Annotated in this window: 13 protein-coding genes; 10 read left to right on the top strand and 3 right to left on the bottom strand. The window is 61.2% G+C overall.

The genetic code is table 11. The features are described from left to right. Position 1 precedes the first annotated feature (1 nt). Genes I6F36_RS37175 through I6F36_RS37210 form a run of 8 tightly spaced genes read left to right on the top strand, consistent with a single transcriptional unit; the run spans position 2 to position 10,200 of the window. On the top strand, positions 2-1,039 hold the full coding sequence (locus I6F36_RS37175; protein WP_225143542.1) for an FAD-binding oxidoreductase: 1,038 nt from the start codon (positions 2-4) through the stop codon (positions 1,037-1,039). Positions 1,040-1,064: 25 nt separating this feature from the next. Beyond that, the gene (locus I6F36_RS37180) at positions 1,065-3,107 is read left to right on the top strand and encodes a class I tRNA ligase family protein (RefSeq protein WP_225173170.1); all 2,043 of its coding nucleotides are present in this window, start codon (positions 1,065-1,067) and stop codon (positions 3,105-3,107) included. Then, the gene (locus I6F36_RS37185) at positions 3,101-3,418 is read left to right on the top strand and encodes an acyl carrier protein (RefSeq protein ID WP_225143538.1); all 318 of its coding nucleotides are present in this window, start codon (positions 3,101-3,103) and stop codon (positions 3,416-3,418) included. The genes I6F36_RS37180 and I6F36_RS37185 overlap by 7 nt, the downstream gene beginning before the upstream one ends. Continuing rightward, on the top strand, positions 3,415-6,774 hold the full coding sequence (locus tag I6F36_RS37190; RefSeq protein WP_225143536.1) for a non-ribosomal peptide synthetase: 3,360 nt from the start codon (positions 3,415-3,417) through the stop codon (positions 6,772-6,774). Before I6F36_RS37185 ends, I6F36_RS37190 begins: the two co-directional genes overlap by 4 nt. Before the next feature lies 1 nt (position 6,775). Then, entirely contained in the window at positions 6,776-8,287 is a 1,512-nt protein-coding gene (locus I6F36_RS37195) for an AMP-binding protein (RefSeq protein WP_225143535.1), read from the top strand. Further along, on the top strand, positions 8,284-8,538 hold the full coding sequence (locus I6F36_RS37200; protein ID WP_225143534.1) for an acyl carrier protein: 255 nt from the start codon (positions 8,284-8,286) through the stop codon (positions 8,536-8,538). Before I6F36_RS37195 ends, I6F36_RS37200 begins: the two co-directional genes overlap by 4 nt. 25 nt (positions 8,539-8,563) lie before the next feature. After that, a complete protein-coding gene (locus I6F36_RS37205) occupies positions 8,564-9,169 on the top strand; it encodes a GNAT family N-acetyltransferase (RefSeq protein WP_225143533.1) in 606 nt (201 codons plus the stop codon). Next, positions 9,166-10,200 (top strand): C45 family peptidase, encoded by a 1,035-nt coding sequence (locus I6F36_RS37210; RefSeq protein WP_225143532.1) that lies wholly within the window; start codon positions 9,166-9,168, stop codon positions 10,198-10,200. The genes I6F36_RS37205 and I6F36_RS37210 overlap by 4 nt, the downstream gene beginning before the upstream one ends. Before the next feature lie 43 nt (positions 10,201-10,243). On the opposite strand, the gene I6F36_RS37215 is transcribed toward I6F36_RS37210, so the two are convergent. Continuing rightward, complete coding sequence (locus I6F36_RS37215; RefSeq protein WP_225143531.1) at positions 10,244-11,158, bottom strand: hypothetical protein; 915 nt, start codon at positions 11,156-11,158, stop codon at positions 10,244-10,246. 102 nt (positions 11,159-11,260) lie between these two features. Between I6F36_RS37215 and I6F36_RS37220 the strand changes: the two genes are divergently transcribed. Both I6F36_RS37220 and I6F36_RS37225 read left to right on the top strand, forming a co-directional pair. After that, the gene (locus I6F36_RS37220) at positions 11,261-13,513 is read left to right on the top strand and encodes an iron-containing redox enzyme family protein (protein ID WP_225143530.1); all 2,253 of its coding nucleotides are present in this window, start codon (positions 11,261-11,263) and stop codon (positions 13,511-13,513) included. Positions 13,514-13,538: 25 nt separating this feature from the next. Next, entirely contained in the window at positions 13,539-14,792 is a 1,254-nt protein-coding gene (locus I6F36_RS37225) for an acyl-CoA dehydrogenase family protein (RefSeq protein WP_225143528.1), read from the top strand. Between the two features lie 90 nt (positions 14,793-14,882). On the opposite strand, the gene I6F36_RS37230 is transcribed toward I6F36_RS37225, so the two are convergent. Then, positions 14,883-15,743 carry an alpha/beta fold hydrolase gene (locus I6F36_RS37230; RefSeq protein ID WP_225143526.1) on the bottom strand — a complete coding sequence of 287 codons (861 nt, stop codon included), beginning with the start codon at positions 15,741-15,743 and terminating at the stop codon, positions 14,883-14,885. 900 nt (positions 15,744-16,643) lie between these two features. Further along, entirely contained in the window at positions 16,644-16,892 is a 249-nt protein-coding gene (locus I6F36_RS37235) for a DUF2188 domain-containing protein (protein ID WP_346656709.1), read from the bottom strand. Between the last annotated feature and the right edge of the window lie 370 nt (positions 16,893-17,262).

Here is a 17,262-nt window from a genome sequence, read left to right on the forward strand (position 1 = left end):
CATGCGCGAACGGGTCGTCGTTGCGGGCGCGGGGATTATCGGTTCCGTCATCGTTCGACAGATCTTGGCCGAGCGACCTGGCGCGGAGATCATCGCGATCGACCGGGACTTGGTCGGCTCAGGCGCATCACGGCGTTCTGCTGGGCTGCATTTTCCGGTTGGCCGGACGGAGCGCGTACGCGCCATGACCGAAATGAGCGAGCGCTACTATCAAGCGCTCGCAGCCCGCGATCCCAGCCTGCCGATCTATCCAGTAGCAATGCATGCGGTTGCCTTCGGCACAGCTGCGGAGGCGGCATGGCGCAATTTCATCAAGGCGGGGCCGATCGAAACATCGCCAGCCTGTCGACGGGCGGCGATGGGCCAACCGGTCGGCGCTTCTGTCTGGTCGGTCCCAGGTTGCCACTACACCGATGTCGCGACCCTGGCAGGTCGCCTTGTCCGTGATTTCCGGTCCATGATCTCGCTGCTTGAGGGCGTCGCCGTCGCAAGTATCCAGGAGGAGACAGGCGCCGCCGTACTGGTGCTCTCGACCGGCGAGACGTTGAGGGCGGACCGATTGATCCTGGCGCCGGGCCCGTGGGTGAATGCACCGGCATGGCGTGCGCTGGTCGCGCCGCTCGGCATCCGGATCAAGAAAATCATCGCCCTCCATCTGGATGCTCCGGCGGACAAGGCAGACGCTGCAGTCGTGTTCCCGGAGGAGGATGCTTTCCTGCTGCCGCTGCAGTATCGTGGCCATTGGCTTTTTAGTTATACGTGCCTCGATTGGGATGTCGATCCGGACGCGCCGCAGCCTGGTGTGAATCGACAGAATCTCGATGAGGCGCAGAAGGTGCTTCGACGTTACGCACCGGAGCTGGTCGAGAAATTGCGGTCCGGCCGTGTGTTCTGCGACGCGTATAGCCCGAGTCGGGAACCAATTGTCGCCACGGTCGGCGCAAGCGGCCGGATCATTTTCGCCGGCGCTGCAAACGGATCCGGCTACCGTCTCGCACCGGCCATCGCTGCCGAGACGTTGCGGCTGCTCGACAACTGATCACTTGGCCCAAGGAACGCACGCTATGAAAATCATAACCTTGGACGAAAGCGCCTACTCTGCTGCGTTCGGCATCGAGATGGCGCCGGTTGGTGGGCTTGCCGGCCCAGGCGGTGCCGCAAGTTTCGGGCGTGTCTTACCGGGGGGCGAGACAACACCGCACCAGCATGACGAAGCCGAGGCATTCGTCATACTCAAGGGCAAGGGCGAAGTGGTCGTCGACAACGTCATCCATGGCGTCGGTCCGGGCTCGGTGGCGGTATTCGAGCCCTTTGAAACGCACACGCTGCGAAATCCGGGTAGCGTGCCGCTGGAATTCTTGGATCTGTATGGCCGCGATCCAGTCCGCGCGGCCGAAGCGGCCAAGAATACCGGCAAGGAACGCTTTGCCGGTCGGCCTGTCTTCGTCTTTTCGACGCCGCCCACACCAAACGGCGATCTTCATCTGGGACATCTCTCCGGCCCCTATCTCGGCGCCGACGTCTTCGTCCGCTTCCAACGCATGAACGGGGTCGCAGCCTATCACCTCACCGGCAGCGACGATTTCCAAAGCTACGTGGTCGCCCGCGCCAACGAGGAAAACACCGAACCTCTGCGCGTCGCCGCACACTATGCCGCGGAGATTCGCGCGACGCTTTCTCTCATGGACATCATGGTCGACCAATTCACCGTTACCGGAACGGACCCGACCTACCGGGGAGGGCTGCAAAATTTCTTTTCGCGTCTGGTCGGCTCCGGCGCGGTGCAGCGGCGGAAGGATCGGGCGCTCTTCGATGGAGCGACCCAGACGTATCTCTATGAGGTCGATATCGGCGGACTGTGCCCGAGTTGCTCGGCGCCGACCGGCGGTAACATCTGCGAGGAATGCGGCGAGCCCAATCTCTGCGTCGATATTGTCAACGCCAAATCCAAGCTTTCCGTGGCGGCACCAGCGCGCGGGACGGCTGAACGCTACTCTCTGCCGCTGCATGATTTCCGCGACACCGTGATGGCTCATCACCGGACCGGTAAGGTTTCGCCGCGGCTCCAGGATCTCGCCCGGCGCGTCTTTGCGCGGGGGGAAATCCATTTGCCCGTCACCCACCCAGCCGAGTGGGGAGTGCCGCCGGTAGAACCGGTCGAAGGACGCCAAGTCATCTGGGTCTGGCCAGAAATGGCTTATGGATTCCTGCATGGCATTGCTGAGCTTGGCCGCCGCTACGGCCAAGAGTGGTCGGCGGACGCGCCGCAGCGCAACTGGAAGATCGTCCACTTCTTCGGTTACGACAACAGCTTTTACCACACGATCCTGTATCCGGTGCTATACGCTCTCGCTTATCCGGATTGGTCTTGCGACATCGAATATAACGTCAACGAGTTCTACCTGCTCGATGCCAAGAAGTTTTCGACCAGCCGGCGGCATGCGATTTGGGGCAAGGATATTCTGTCGCCGGAGACGGTCGATGCAGTGCGCTATTATCTCGCCCTGACGCGCGGCGAAACGGAGCGAACCAATTTCGAGCTGAAGAGCTGCCAGGCCGTCATCTCTGGGGCATTGATCGGGCGATGGCAAACCTGGCTGAACGGGCTGGGCGGTCGTATCGCCTCGCACTTCGGCGGCCATGCTCCGGATGCGGGCGTCTGGTCACCCATACAGAGCGCTTTCCTCGCGCGGTTGCAGACGAGGCTCGACGCGATCGCGGTACATTATGGCGCTGACGGCTTTTCGCTCAATGGCGTGATGCGCGAGCTCAATGGATTGGTTGATGACGTGATCCATTTCACGACGACGCACCAGTGCCTGTCCGGCAATTCCGACGCCTATGACGAGTGGCGCACCGTTATCGCGCTCGAGCTGGCAACAGTCCGGTTGCTCGCTCAATGCGCCACCCCGGTGATGCCGCGCTTCGCCGGCAAGCTGGCCGAGGCGATCGGCACCGATGACGCCACGTCGCATTGGTCGGATCGGGTGATGCTGCTGCGGCCCGGCACCAAAATTGCGCTTGCCACGGCGTGTTTCTTCGCTGTTCCCGGAGCGGCATCGTCTGACGACGCCGGACAACTCGTTAGGAGCGCCCGGTCATGCTGAGGCAGCCTCAGATACAAATCGAGATACAAGACCTGCCGCCATCCGATCCGGAAGCGGTCATACGGACGGAATTTGAAGCGACTCTCCGAGCGATCCTGCACCTCGCCCCTGATGCACCAATCCGGTCACAGGCGCCGGGTGATCTTGGCCTCACCTCGCTCGGCGCGATGACGTTGCAATACAAGCTGCAGACCAACTGGGGCATCGAGCTTTCTGTCGGCGATATTCTGAAGGCAGAGACGGTCGACACACTCTTCGCTCTGGCGATCGCGCGGCGCGCCGCCTGTCAGCAAGAAGGAATCGTAATATGAGTGCCGAGAGCATTCTGAGAGTTGTCGCTGAGCGCGGCCTCGTCTTGTTGCGCAACGGCTCGAACCTGCGCCTCGAGGGGCCTCGATCAGCGATTGACCCGGCGCTGATTGGACTGATCCGCAGCGCCAAATCCGAGCTGATCGAGCATTTGCGGGCCGTGGCGAGGGACGACGGCGGGTGCATCGCTCTGACACCGATGCAGGCAAGCTATTACTATGGTCGCCAGGATCACTTCTCGATGGGTGGCGTGTCCTCCCATGTCTACCGCGAGATTGAAGGCGTGTTTGATGCCGCTCGGCTCGAAGCGGCCCTGGCCGAGGTCGTCGAGCGGCACGGCATGCTGCGCACCCGCTTCGCCGACGATGCGGCGCAGGTCGAAGATAGTGCCGCCGAGTGTCAGCCGGTGCGGATCGCTGTGGCGGATCTGCGCGGCCTGAAGGGTGCCGACCAGCAAGCAATGCGGGATCGTACGCGGGCTGAAATGGCCCAGCAGGTGTTGCCGGCCAACCGCTCGCCGCTCATCGAAGTACGGCTGACAATCCTGGGCGAAGCCAATATGATCCTTCATGTCAGTCATGACGGGCTCGTCATTGATGGCAGCAGCGCATTCCTGTTCTTCGAGGATTGGCGCCGGGCCTATGTCGCGACGGACCGGCCGGGCTTGCGTGACGCCTTGCAAGTATCGTTTTTCGACTACGTTCGCGCGCTCGCGGCGTCGCACGCCGCACCGGAATATATGCGTGCGCGCAATTACTGGCTAAGCCAGCTGGAAAAGATTCCGCCCCATCCGCAGCTGCCGTTGTGCGGCAACCCGGCGGCAATAAGCGCGCCGGTCTCGGTTCGTCATGGATTCCGTATCGAGCCGGAGCGCTGGTCCGCGCTCAAGGCGCAGGCGGTCCGCCGCACGCTGACACCGAATGCCGTGCTTGTTGCCGCCTATGCAGAGGTCTTGTCGCTTTGGGGCGCCGGCGAGCGCTTTACGCTCAACATCACCCTGGCGAACCGCCTACCGATCCATCCCGATATCGACCGCGTCATCGGCAATTTCACCGATTGCATGCTGCTGCCGATCGAGATCGATGTCCGAGCCGATTTCGCAGAGCGCGCCGTCGCAATCCAGACCCGCCTGCGCGAGGGACTGGATCATCGTCAATTCTCCGGTCTCGACGTCATGCGGGAAATCGGCCAGCGTGCCTGCACCGGTCAGGCAGTGCCTATGCCGTTCACCTTCAATAGCACACTCGGAGCTGTGCCGGACGGTTCGGCGATCGCCGCCTGGGGGCGCGAAGTCTATTCGGTAAGCCAGACACCGCAAGTTTGGCTCAATGCCTTCGCACTGGAGAGTGACGGCGCTCTCGTTATCCAGATGGATTCGGTGGACGCGCTGTTTCCGGCAGGGCTGGTCACCGCTCTGACCGAGGGCTATGAGCGGCTTCTCGTCGCGCTCGCCGCCGGTGACGCGGCGTGGTGCCGCATCGATCAGGGGCTCCTGCCGCAGGACCAGTTCGCTCAACGCCGGGCAGCCAACGACACGGCCGTCGCAATTCCTCCCGGGCAGCCCTATGACCGCTTTCTGCAGCATGCCGCCGCAGCACCAGACGCCCTGGCGATCGATTGCGGCACGAGGCGCCTGAGCTATGGCGAATTGCGTGCCGGTGCATGCGCGGTAGCGCGCTGGCTCAAAGGCAACCGCATCGGCCGCGACGACCTGGTCGGCGTCGTGATGCACAAAGGGTGGGAGCAGATCGTCGCGATCCTCGGTGTAGGCCTCGCCGGCGCCGCCTATGTGCCGATTGAGGCGGGGCTTCCAGCGGCGCGGCTCGAGGCTCTGCTGTCGAACGGGCCAATACGGTGCTCGCTGGTGCAGGATACCGCGATGCAAGTCTGCGAGGGCACGGTGAGCTTGACCGTCGATGGCGCCTTCCAGGAGCGAGCTCAGCACACGGAAGCGGATACGCGGCCCGAGGATCTCGCTCCGGTCGATTCGGCACAAGGCGATCTTGCCTATGTTCTTTATACCTCCGGCTCGACCGGCGTGCCGAAGGGCGTGATGGTCACTCGGCGCAACCTGATCAATCTGGTCGCCGATACGACAAAGCGCTTCGAGATTTGTGCCAAGGACCGCTTCTTCGCGGTCAGCAGCTGCAGCTTCGACCTGTCCGTTTTCGACATATTCGGTGCGCTCTCGGTCGGTGCTGCGCTGGTCATCCCCGACGCGGCGCGCGCGGCGGATCCGGGACATTGGCTCGACCTGGCCGCGCGGGCCGGCGTCACAGTGTGGAATTCGGTGCCGGCGATCGTTGGTTTGCTGGTAGATGAGGCCGTTGCGTCCGGCCGGGCGCTGCCACAGACGCTGCGCTTCGCGCTCATGAGCGGAGACCGCATTCCGGCGACGCTGCCGGGGCGGATCGCGGCACTCCAGCCAGATGTTCGGATAGTCAGCCTGGGCGGCCCGACGGAGACGACGGTATGGAACATTCTTTACCCGATCGACCACCCCGGCTCGATCGACGGACCGATACCGTACGGCAAGCCGAACGCCAATAACCGTGCCTATATCCTCGATGCGCAGCGCCGCGAATGTCCCGACTGGGTGCCGGGCGAACTCCATGCCGCCGGCGAGGGGCTCGCTAACGGCTATTTGGGTAATCCGGCCCTGACCGCCGCCGCCTTCTTTGACCACGAGCCGCTGCGCGAACGGCTCTATCGTACGGGCGACAGCGCCCGCTATCGTCCGGACGGAAACATCGAAATCCTTGGCCGGGTCGATTTCCAGATCAAGCTCAATGGCTATCGCATCGACCCGGCGGAGATCGAAGCCGTGCTGATCAATCAGCCGGGTATCGCCGCCGCCGCCGTGGTTGGCCGCAGCACGCGAGACGGTCCGCGCCTCGTCGCCTGTCTCGTCGAAACCGGCGACGGGACCACGGTAGCCGAATGCACTTTGACTGCAGCGCTCGAAGCGGCACTGCCCGAGTACATGGTGCCGCGCCAATTTGTTTGGCTAGAGCGCTTGGCGTTGACCGGAAACGGCAAGGTCGACCGAGCCTTCCTTGCCCAGACTGCGATGCCGGACGCGCCGGACACGGCCACTGAAGCCGCTCCGGCCCCGCCAACCGAACTCGAAGCGAAGATCATCCAGATCTGGTCCGATATATTGCGTTGTGACGCGATTGATCCAGTCAGTGGATTCTACCAACTGGGCGGCACGTCGCTGTCGGGTGTCCGGCTCCTCGCCCGCATACGCAAGGAATTCGGTATCTCCGTGCCGATCGCCAAACTGCCGCGCCTCGACACGCCGCGTAAGATGGCAAGCCACCTCGACCAAGCGCAATCGCACGTGAAGACCTCGTGACATGGAACAGATCATCAACCGGGTCGCGAATGGTCGGCCCTCGGCCGCAAAGTCGATCGCCATCTATGGCCCGGGCGGGCGAACCGTACTGTCGCTATCCGAACTCGACCGGCTTGCTCGGAAGATGGCTGTCTATCTCCAGCGCCTTGGTATTTCCGCCGGGGATCGGATCGGCATCGTGGCCAGGAACCGGCTCGAATGGCTGCTGCTCGACTTGGCCGCGCTGAAGCTTAAGGCAGTCACCGCCGCTTTCGAGGCGGGGAAATTCCCGGCGGCGGCCGCACTCGCCGAGCGATACGCGCTGCGCATCGTCTTCAGCGATGAAGCGTCGGACGCATCTTGCATTCTGCCGATGGACAACCTGCTTGCCACGCTGGAAGCGCTGCCGGAGGATCTCGACCTCCCTCCCGTCGCCTTTGCGCCTAGTGACGTGACGACGATCAAATTCACGTCTGGGAGCACTGGTGAGCCTAAGGGCTTGGCGGCCACGGTCGGCAGCATCGACAGCTCGATTACTGCGACACAGGCGCTGTTCAATCATTCGTCTGAAGACAAGATTTTTGTTTTCTTGCCGCTGTCGCTGCTGCAGCAGCGCTATTGGGTCTATTCCGCGCTCGTCTACGGGCATGATGTCGTGCTGTCGACTTACGAATTGGCGTACTACGCGCTGTCGCGCGAGGCGCCGACGGTCGTGATGGGTGTTCCCGCCTTCTTCGAGACGCTGCGCAAAGCGATCGCAGCGCGGGTCGAGAGCGACGATCCGGCGGCGCTCCGCCGCGCCGCAGTCGAGGCCATGGGATCTCGGATCCGTTATCTCTGGACCGGCTCTGCGCCGGCCAGCCCGGACATGTTGCGCTTCTTCGAGGATTGCGGCACGCCGATCTTTGAAGGCTATGGCATGAACGAGACCTGCATCGTCACCAAGAATGCGCCAGGTGCCCATCGACGCGGCAGCGTCGGCAAACCGATCGACGGCAAACGTGTCTCGATCGATGAAGAGGGCATTGTCGTCGTGCACAGCGCTTTCCCGGTGAATACGAGCTACCTGTTCTGCGCGCCTGGTGACTCGGAGCGCATCTTCCAGCCGGACGGCTCGGTGCGCACCGGCGATCTCGGCCGCTTCGACGAGGACGGGTTTCTCTACATTCTGGGCCGAGCCGACGATATCGTCGTGCTCACCAATGGGCGCAACGTCCTGGTCCGGCCGATCGAGGAAAAGCTTCGGACCTGTCCCGAGGTCGAGAACTGCATCGTTCTCGGTTCAGGAGAGGATCGCCTTTCGGCGATCCTTTGCGCGCCGCACGGCGAGGCGGCGCGCGACGTCATCAAGCGTCATATTGCCGATCTCAACGACACGAGCCGGCCGGATGAGCGGATCGGCACGTTCCTCATCGTGGACGAGCCGTTTAGCATCGAAAACGGGCTGCTGACCTCGCAATACAAACCAAAGCGCAGGGCCATTCTGGCTCGATTTGCGAATGAAATCACCCAAGCGTCAAGGGGCTTGATATGAGCAATCTTCAGTCCACCGTCAAAAGAAATCTCGCAGAACTACTTGATGTCGACGTCGATCGGATCGCCCTCGATGCAAATCTTTCCGATGGATACGGGCTGACGTCGCTCAATCTGGTGCTGCTCATGACGTCGCTCTGCGAGGAGACGGGCATCCCCGTTTTCAGCTTTACCGACAAGGACATCGCCAGCCTCAGGACCCCGCGCGATGTTGTCACCCTGTTCGCAACTGCCGGCCGCCAGGAGGCTTGACATGGCTTGGAAGGACCTCGCCGAGGTGCGGCTTGAAAACGATTATGCGCGGCTGCGGCCAATCGCTTTCACCGATCGTGCGTCGCTCGCCGAAATCGCTTTCGATGCCGATATCTGGCGTTATTTCGTGCAGCGGATCGATGCGGACGTAGATCTTGACCGCTTCATCCAGCAAGCGGTCGAAGACACCGCTGCCACCCGCCGGGTCGTCTTTGCCGTCATCGACAAGGCGACGGGCTCGATGGCCGGCAGCATGGCCTACGGCAATTTGGCTGAGGCCGACCGGCGCCTCGAAATTGGCTGGTCGTGGCTCGGCCGCGCCTATCGAGGGAAGCGGCTCAATCGTTGGGCGAAATTTCTGCTGCTGCAGTACGCCTTCGAACGGCTGGACTGCGAACGCGTCGAGTTCAAGACTGACGTGCTCAATCTCCAGGCGCGCAAGGGCTTGCAGAATATCGGTGCGACCGAGGAGCGGGTGCTGCGGAGCTTCAACTACATGCCGGACGGGCGTCGCCGCGATGCGATCTATTACAGCATCCTGCGCCACGAATGGCCGATCGTTCGGTCCGGCCTGCTCAAAGAAGCGAAACTGACCAGGGCAGCCAGCGAACTGGTTGGTGCGGGGCAGTGAAGCCGCTGTGCCTCGAGGGCCTGCCGCGCGAGCTCGGACGCGCCCATGGAGTGGCGCTCCGGCAGCAGATCCGCACCTTTCTCGATGACGATCTGGCGCGGCTCAATCGCGTCTTGCCGCGGCAGATCAGCCTCACGACACTGGAGCCGGAGATTGCGGCCTATCGCCGCGAGATCGCCGCGGCGATGCCGTCGCTTGCCGAAGAAATCGAGGGCTTGGCCGAAGGCGCCGAGATCGCGCCGGACGAAGCGATGTTGCTGCAGATACGCCGCGAGGTGATGGGCTATTCGCGGTTTCATACGGCAGGCGACTGCACGACACTGTGCCGGCGTGGCGAAGACGGCCCCGTGCTTGCCCAGACGATCGACCTCAATGGCAATCTGGACGACCAGATAGTCATTCTCCGGATTGCTCATCGGTCGAGTCCGCGGCGGGTCTTGCTGCTGAGTTTCACGGGACTGCTCGGGTATCTCGGCCTCAACAGCGAGGGTTTGGCGATCGGGCTCAACCTTGTGCTCGGCGGTACATGGCGCCCCGGCATCCCACCCTATCTTGCTATCCGCCATTTGCTCGACAGCAGCAGCGATATCGATTCATGCCTGGATTGGTTGTCGAGGGTGCGGCTCGCCAGTTCGCGTTCGCTCCTGCTATGCGATGCACACCGCAGCGTTACCGTCGAACTCTGCGACGGGAAGCTTTCCGTCCGAGCCGGTACCACTCTTGTGCACACCAATCATTTCCTGTCGGAAGACTTTGTCGCAATGGACCAGATGAACCCATTCTCGCGCAATTCCTCGGTGCGCCGGCTGGAAGCGTGTGTCGCGCAGCTTGATCGTCCGGGCAGTCACGGAGGCCCGGAGGACTACATGGCCCTTTTATGCCAGGAGCCGATCTGCGTGCCCGACACCGGCAATATATGCCGCGAGAAGACCGTCGGCGCCGTGGTCATGTTGCCAAAGGATGGCATACTCCATATCCGGCGCGGCAATCCCGCGCTGGCTCGAACCGAAAAATTCTGTCTGGCCGTGTGAGATGGCCCGTCACCCCGCCGTTTCAGCCGGCCCAGGCCCAAATTCAACTCTTGCGCAGCAATGCACCGAAGCGGGCACCGGATACGCTCGATCCCAGTGCCAGCAGCTCGCCCGACGCCACCGAACCGCTTGCCGCCAAGTCGATCATATTGATCAGTGGATCGCAGGAGAAGACGTGGCCGATACGTGGAATATTGTCGAGATGGAGCTGGTCGCGGCGGAAGCCAGCCTGCTGCTCCTTCATGATCACGATCGGCTTCCACAGATTGTTGTGCGCGAGGCGCTTGATGTCGCGGAGGCCAACCTCCGCCAGCGCGAACAGTTCGGCATTCGCCCGCCGCGTCAGGTCGGCCGAGATTTCGGCGTTTGGCCTCATCATTCGGGCATCAACCGCCGCGGCTGTGCCAAGCAGTTGGAATTCGCCACTTTGTCCGGCGCTGACGATGCAGCTTGCCGCTCCATCGCTGAACACCGCGAAAGGGCGCAGCCTTTCATCATGCGCGCCGATTGTATCTCCGGCCGCCACCAGGATCGCCTGGTGCCGCCCGCTGCGGACCAGCGTCTCGGCCAGGCCAACAGCGGATGTGAGGGTCGCGCAGCGATTCAGGGTAACGCCGTACGGTATGGCTTGGTGCAGGCCCAGAGTCTCGAGCAGCCGGCCGATGAAATCGGCATGTCGGTCGACATCGGTCGGAAAGTGCGTTGCGCACAGGATGACTGCATCGACCGATGGCTGACGGGCGCCAAAATCCGCCAAGCTCCGGCGCGCCGTTTCGGCCAGCAGCTCGACCGTCGGCCTGGCCGTAACGCGAAAACGATCCCAGCCCCACAAACCCGGGTCGTCGATCATTTGGTTTCGCGCGAGCCACGTGGCCAGACCGGGAATCTCCGTCACACGCCGCTCTTCTTCCCCGAGGAAATAGTGACAGCCGTGAAGATACAATTTCTGGTTTTCCATGCCGCGTCGATCCGCCGGTTGGTGTTATAGGAGTCACCATAGCGAGGTTGTGAAATGAAAGGCCTACCATCAACCGGTATATCATCCAAATCGGATGCGGCCTTGAATGATGTTCAAGGCGCCGCCATACATCGCTTCCTTGGTGGCATGATCGGTCTGTTCCATTTCGATCCGGCGGCTCGACCGTTGGCCGATGCCGCATTGGCCGCGGAGCCGGCCGAGATCGCCGCACTCCTGTTGAAAGATTGCGAAAGTGAGGCGATGCTACTGGCCGCCAAGCAGATTCTGGATGCCACGCTGAGTGTCGCGGAGTGGGACGATGGAGCGCTGGAAGCAATGGCGCAGGCGCCCGTCCTCCGCGGCGGCCGCGTAGATCGGGAACGGCTGTGGCACTGGCTCGAAGAGCACCGTATCGCCACCACGGCGGCGCTCGACGGCGTGGTCGCCTTAGGAACGGCTGCGAAACACTCTCTTCTTCGTGGGCGGGCTGCGCTGTCGTTACTCGGCGATTGCTGGCTCGACACCGTGTCGCAACCCGCGACCCAGCCTGCCGCCATCGTCAACATCCTGTTCGGCCAAAGATGGCTGCTTCTTGGCGAGGGCTGCCCAGCCCGGTCATGTGTCGCTTTGCGCCGTCGGTCCCTCGAAGAGGCCGGCATTTTCCTGCCGTCGATCTCCGATGCGGGCTTCTTCCGCGCGGCCGCGACGGAGCCGATGACGTCACTGCAGGCCGCTTTCTTGCTGTCGCTGTCTCGCTACCCGGCGACCTACCTCCCCGAGTTGGTCGGAATCCACGCTGCCTACCACGCCCTGGGGATCGATGACCGCGTGGCGGGGCTAGCCCCCTTCGTGTCACCCGAAACGGCATGGGAGGCCCTCGACACCTATGTCGACGGGCTGCAAGATGACCCGGCGGGTGAAGCCTTGTCCCGCCGCCTCGTCGATGCGATGCGTGTCTTTGTCGGCCTCGAAAGGCGACAGGTGACGATGCTGGCGGAACTGGCCGGGCAATCGACGGACCGCTCCCTTGATCTGCAGGTCGCCGAGATCATCCGGCGCCACGCGCCGTTTGCCGGGAAACAGCATGGGCGCGTCCGGATCGGCGGAAAGCTGCTCTCCGAGAGTTTTGCTGAAACCAGTTTGGATCTCGCCGTCTTCCTGCGGGATTTCAAGCGCTCCAGCTATCTGCGAGCCGATGCGAAAGGAAGTTGCCGCTTCGTCGACGCCATCAAATTCGGCGGGCCGATGTTCGGCATATTTTCCGAACAGGAAGCGTGCGTCCTCAAATCGTGGTTCCAGCGAGCGGCTCAAACGATCGACGAGCCGATAATCCTGGTACCGGAAGGGCATGACGAATCGGTCACGCGATTGTGGCTCGCCAGCATCCGGAATCGCCCACCCCGCGACACTGTGTTCGAATCTGCCCCAGATCTCGATGACAGGACGCTGTTCTACCGGCTGGTCAATATAGAAAATTTCGCGAACACATTATCGGTTGCGCTGGAGCGCGCACGCGTGGGGTTGGCTCGGGCGGAGGTCCTTTTCAACAACGAGGCCACGGGGCGATATACAGACGCTCGCTTTTTCGAGTATTCCCCCGAGGCCCTGGAAGCTCGGGTCGAGTCGATCTATTGGCACAAGCTCGTCGAACCCTATGCGCCACTCAACGACATTCCGCCTCGTGACGAAGTTGTGTTCGGTCAGAAATACTTTGCGCTGGGCAACCTGATCGATGGCTGCTGGGCATTTCGAAGCAGCGGCACGGGCCGCTTCGAGCGAGCCGCAGATGCGACTTTGTTCAGCATCTATGCCGATGAGATGGGCTTGGGTGATATTCAGAAGAACCACATCACGCTGATCTATGGGGTCCTGAGGAGCCTGGAGATCGACCTGCCGCATATCCGTGACGAAGCGTTCATCGATCAGGACGAAATCCCCGACAACTTCTATACTTTTCCATTGAACCAGCTGTCACTCGGCCTATTTCCGAACCGCTTTCACCCTGAGATTCTCGGCTACAATCTGGGCGTCGAAATGTTTGGCCTCGGCGAGGTGCGGCTGCATGAGATCCAAAAGCTGAAGCACTGGGGCTTCGACCACATTTACGAGGATGTGCACCTCTCCATCGACAACCTCTCCGCCGGACATTCACGGCAAGCGGTGACGATCATCCAGGCGCATCTCGACGAAACGGAGCGGCGATACGGCACCGCTGCAGTCGCCGCCGAATGGCGCCGCATTTGGAATGGCTATGCTGCGTTTTCCTATTTCATGGAAGGTGGGACGCTGGAATCGCCCCACTCTGTCATGATCGACGATGATGCGATCGGCGATCATTGTGCTTTGACGCTCTGACCGTTCGGCGAGCCGGTGCCAGCGGATGACCGGATCCTGGCGGGCGGTGCCGCCACGAGGCCACCGCTTTGCCTTCGGGAGAGTTTTGCAACACCGGGTCGAAGGGGCCGCCGTGAAAATATTCGACACCTCGGTTCTTAGACTGCCGCTCTACGAGGAACGGCATCGGCAACTCGCGAGGCGAATTGAAAGCTGGGCTGACGAGATCTCGCCAGAACTTGGCGAGATCGAAGGTCGCTCGCCCGCCGAGATGGGCCGTCATCTAACGGCCCTGTTCGGGCGAACCGGCTGGTACGCGGCCGTCGGCGGCGCCGATGCGGCCCCTGATTTCCGCAGTATCTGCTTGATTCGCGAGGGCTTCTCGTTCATCCATGATTTGTGCGATTTCGCCTTCTCGATTCAGGCCCTGGCCGCTGCGCCGCTGGTCCGGTACGGTTCTACGGAACAGCGCGCGACTCTGCTCCCGGACATACTGGCAGGGCGGTCGATCGGGTGTCTGGCCTTATCCGAACCCGACGTCGGCTCGGACATTGCCAACGTTTCGCTGCGTGCCGAACGTCGTTGCGAGTCCTATGCCCTGAACGGGACGAAAACCTGGATTTCCAACGCCGACATTGCCGATTTCGCGATTGTCCTGGCCCGAACGGCTGACCAGTCGGGGCCACTGGGGCTCAGCTTGTTTTTCGTGCGCGCTCAATCGCCTGGGATGCGTGTCGCGGAGACGATTGAGGCGATGGCGCGGCGCTCCTTTGGCAGCCTGAGCTTTGACGAGTGCATCGTGCCGGCGGCCCAAATGATCGGAAAGCCGGGACTCGGCTTCCAAATCGCGGGCGAAATCCTTGAGCAGTATCGGATGACGGTTGGCGCTGCCGCGACCGGTTTCGCCCGCCGGGCGCGGAGCGCAGCGCTAAAATGGGCTCGCTCTAGACGCCTCTCGACCGGCACGGTCTGGGACATGCAATTGACTAAATCGAAGCTCGCCGACAGCGAGGTGGCGCTGACCGCCAACGCATTGCTCATCGCCCAGGCGGCGTGGGAAATTGACCAGCAGATCCGTGGCTTTGGAAAGCACTCCAGCATCGCGAAACTGTTTGCGACTGAACATGCACAGCGGATCATCGATGATGCAGTACAGATCTTCGGCGCCGCGGGAATCGTGAAGGATGCCGTGCCCGAACGTCTCTATCGGCAGATCCGATCGCTGCGCATCTACGAAGGAACCTCGGAGATTCAGCGCCTGATCATCGCAAGCTATCTCCAGCATCCTGACATCGGATAGGCCTCCCGCGTGAAGGGCGGCAGGCAGACTCGACGGCGTGACCGCGGGGCTCTACGGGCAGGGATCTCGGGGCCAACAACTCCCAACCGGTCACAACTCACTGCGTGAGGAGCGCGGTCCGAGAAGAAACCGGTTGACCGCATCGGCAAATTCGTCTGGATCTTCGACCATCACCGCGTGGCCGGCACGAGAAACTTCGCACAGCTGGCCATTTTTCAACAAGCGTATGATATCTAGTGCTTCTTTTTTGCAAAGGACCGCAGATCCTCGGCCTCTTATCAATAATGTTCGGCATAAGATCTTAGAAAAAATAGCCCGAACATCATCCGTTCGCGCCGATCCTGTGCTTATTAGTTGCTGAATCCTCTGATCGACTTTGAGTACAAATCTTCCATCGGCGGTCTCGCGCAGAGCGTTGTCTACGATGTGACGAAGCATTCGTGGATGAGTCAGCGGTCGCTTGGCCGATATCCAGGCGGCGTACTCGGCGAGCGAGTTGTAGCCATCGCATTGCTCGTGGAACTGCGAGAGAATATTTTCGCAAACGTCCGGTTCGGTGCTCAAAGAGAAATCTACAAGAACCAAGTCTGTTACAAGGTGAGGGACGGCTGCAGCAACTTGAAGCGCCACGGCCGCACCAAGGGAATGCCCTACAAGAGAAACATTACCAAGTTTGTATTTCTGAATAAGATCGAGAACGTCTGTGGAATAGGGGCCAACGCCATAATTTCCTGTTGGATCTTCATCGGAATCTCCGTGCCCCCTGAAATCGATGATTATGGCACGGTATTTTTTCGGCAAGCGAGGTGCAAAGTCGTACCATACATAGCCACCTTCGCCGAAGCCATGAAGGAGTATGCAAGTCGCGTCTCCACGACCACACTGCTCTATGCGGAAAGAGAATTGGTCTGCCCCGGGCGCCGGCGTGTGCAACAGGTCCGGCACTTTCATAGATAGCACCTTATCGTTCGTTAGATGAAGGGCAGCTCCGATCCAGTGTCTAAATCTGCAACGATATCGTCATCACCCCATAAGATGGATGGCTCTATGCGCTCGATCACGGGGGGCCAAGCGTTTAAAAAGACAACCAAGAGTTCTAGCAAAAGTAGCAAAATTATCTATATACCGATAGTGGGTTGAGGGTCTCAATAGCGCAGCCACCTGATCGAGCTCCATGAAGCCTCGCTTGTGATGGTCGAGGCGAACGACGCCTGATCGCACGATCGGGCCGACGGCCTGGCGAGCGTTCATTGAATCCACCGGGAGCGCCATCGAACCTCCAAGGTGGAATACAGAGCGACGATCAAGAGGTTCGGTAGCCACGAGGTAAACGCCGGGATCGGAGACGTGCTGGAATAGCTGGCGTACCCCAACGCATAGCCGATCGGAATCTGCAGGCGAAGGACAACGGCTCATCGGGAGATGTATCCTGTCTGCATCCGTCTCGCACCTTGCCGCTGCTATTGGTTAAACCGTGGTCTTGCCACTGGGATTTCCCGGGGAGGGAAACGAGCGTCTCGCGCCGCCAACTCGGTGGCCAGCCATATCACAAACAAAGCCTGTGACCTTTAGCCCCGAGAGGGTCGGGTGGCACTCACCCCTCACCCTCTAGAAGATCGCGTATGCGTGCAGCGATCCGCCGCGCGTCCTTCGGCCTAAGATTGGGCTTCACACTATCGAGTATGCCCAACACTGCCTGAGCCTCCTCTGCATAAGATGTCGCGACTTGGCGATCTGCCAGGCTCAAAGACTGATCGGCCGCGCGGGCCTGATTGGCTGCAAGCACCTCAAGCGCTTGCGACCGTAGGGCTGTGATGTGCCGCTCGAAAATGTGCATTCCGTTGGCCCGGTTTAACCTGGTGGGTACGAGTCGCGCCCATATACCCACTCGCTTCTGAATCTATTGTCGTGGCTTTGGACCAGAACCTGCGCGTCGTTTCCTGCCTGCCCCTGCTCGTGGGCGTTCTTCACTGCGACACCGATGGCCTCTTGCTCAGTGGCATAGGGGCCGGAGTACACATCCTTGAGCGAAACCGCCCATTGGCCCCTGTAGCGCGTGACGAAGTATTGAACGCCAGCCATAAAGCCTTTCTCCGGCATCGCCTCTATGATCGTTGGTCCGGATGATCTTTGCAAACCTGACGCGGTCGTCTCAACTACCGGAGTTGGTGGCCGCCTCGTAGCGTCGCTAACGCGCGGGGTGGGCGCATTCAAGTCGACGATCTCGTTACCTGGGTGTCTCACCGGCCCGCACGTTAATCTTGACCTTGCCCCCTGGACTTAATCCAGATTGAAGTTCGCTCTGGCCATATGAGGACCAGAGCATGAAGCGCAGCCGCTTTACGGAAGAGATGGGGTATTCGGTCCCGATCGCCTGACCTATTTGCTGCGCGGCACGTTTTGACTGACGATCATGGACCAACTCTATCCGAAGGAGAAGCGTCATGATCTACGTCGGCCTCGATGTTTC

It is taken from the genome of Bradyrhizobium sp. BRP19, from assembly GCF_020194195.1.
In the GTDB taxonomy this organism is placed as follows: Bacteria; Pseudomonadota; Alphaproteobacteria; order Rhizobiales; family Xanthobacteraceae; genus Bradyrhizobium; species Bradyrhizobium yuanmingense.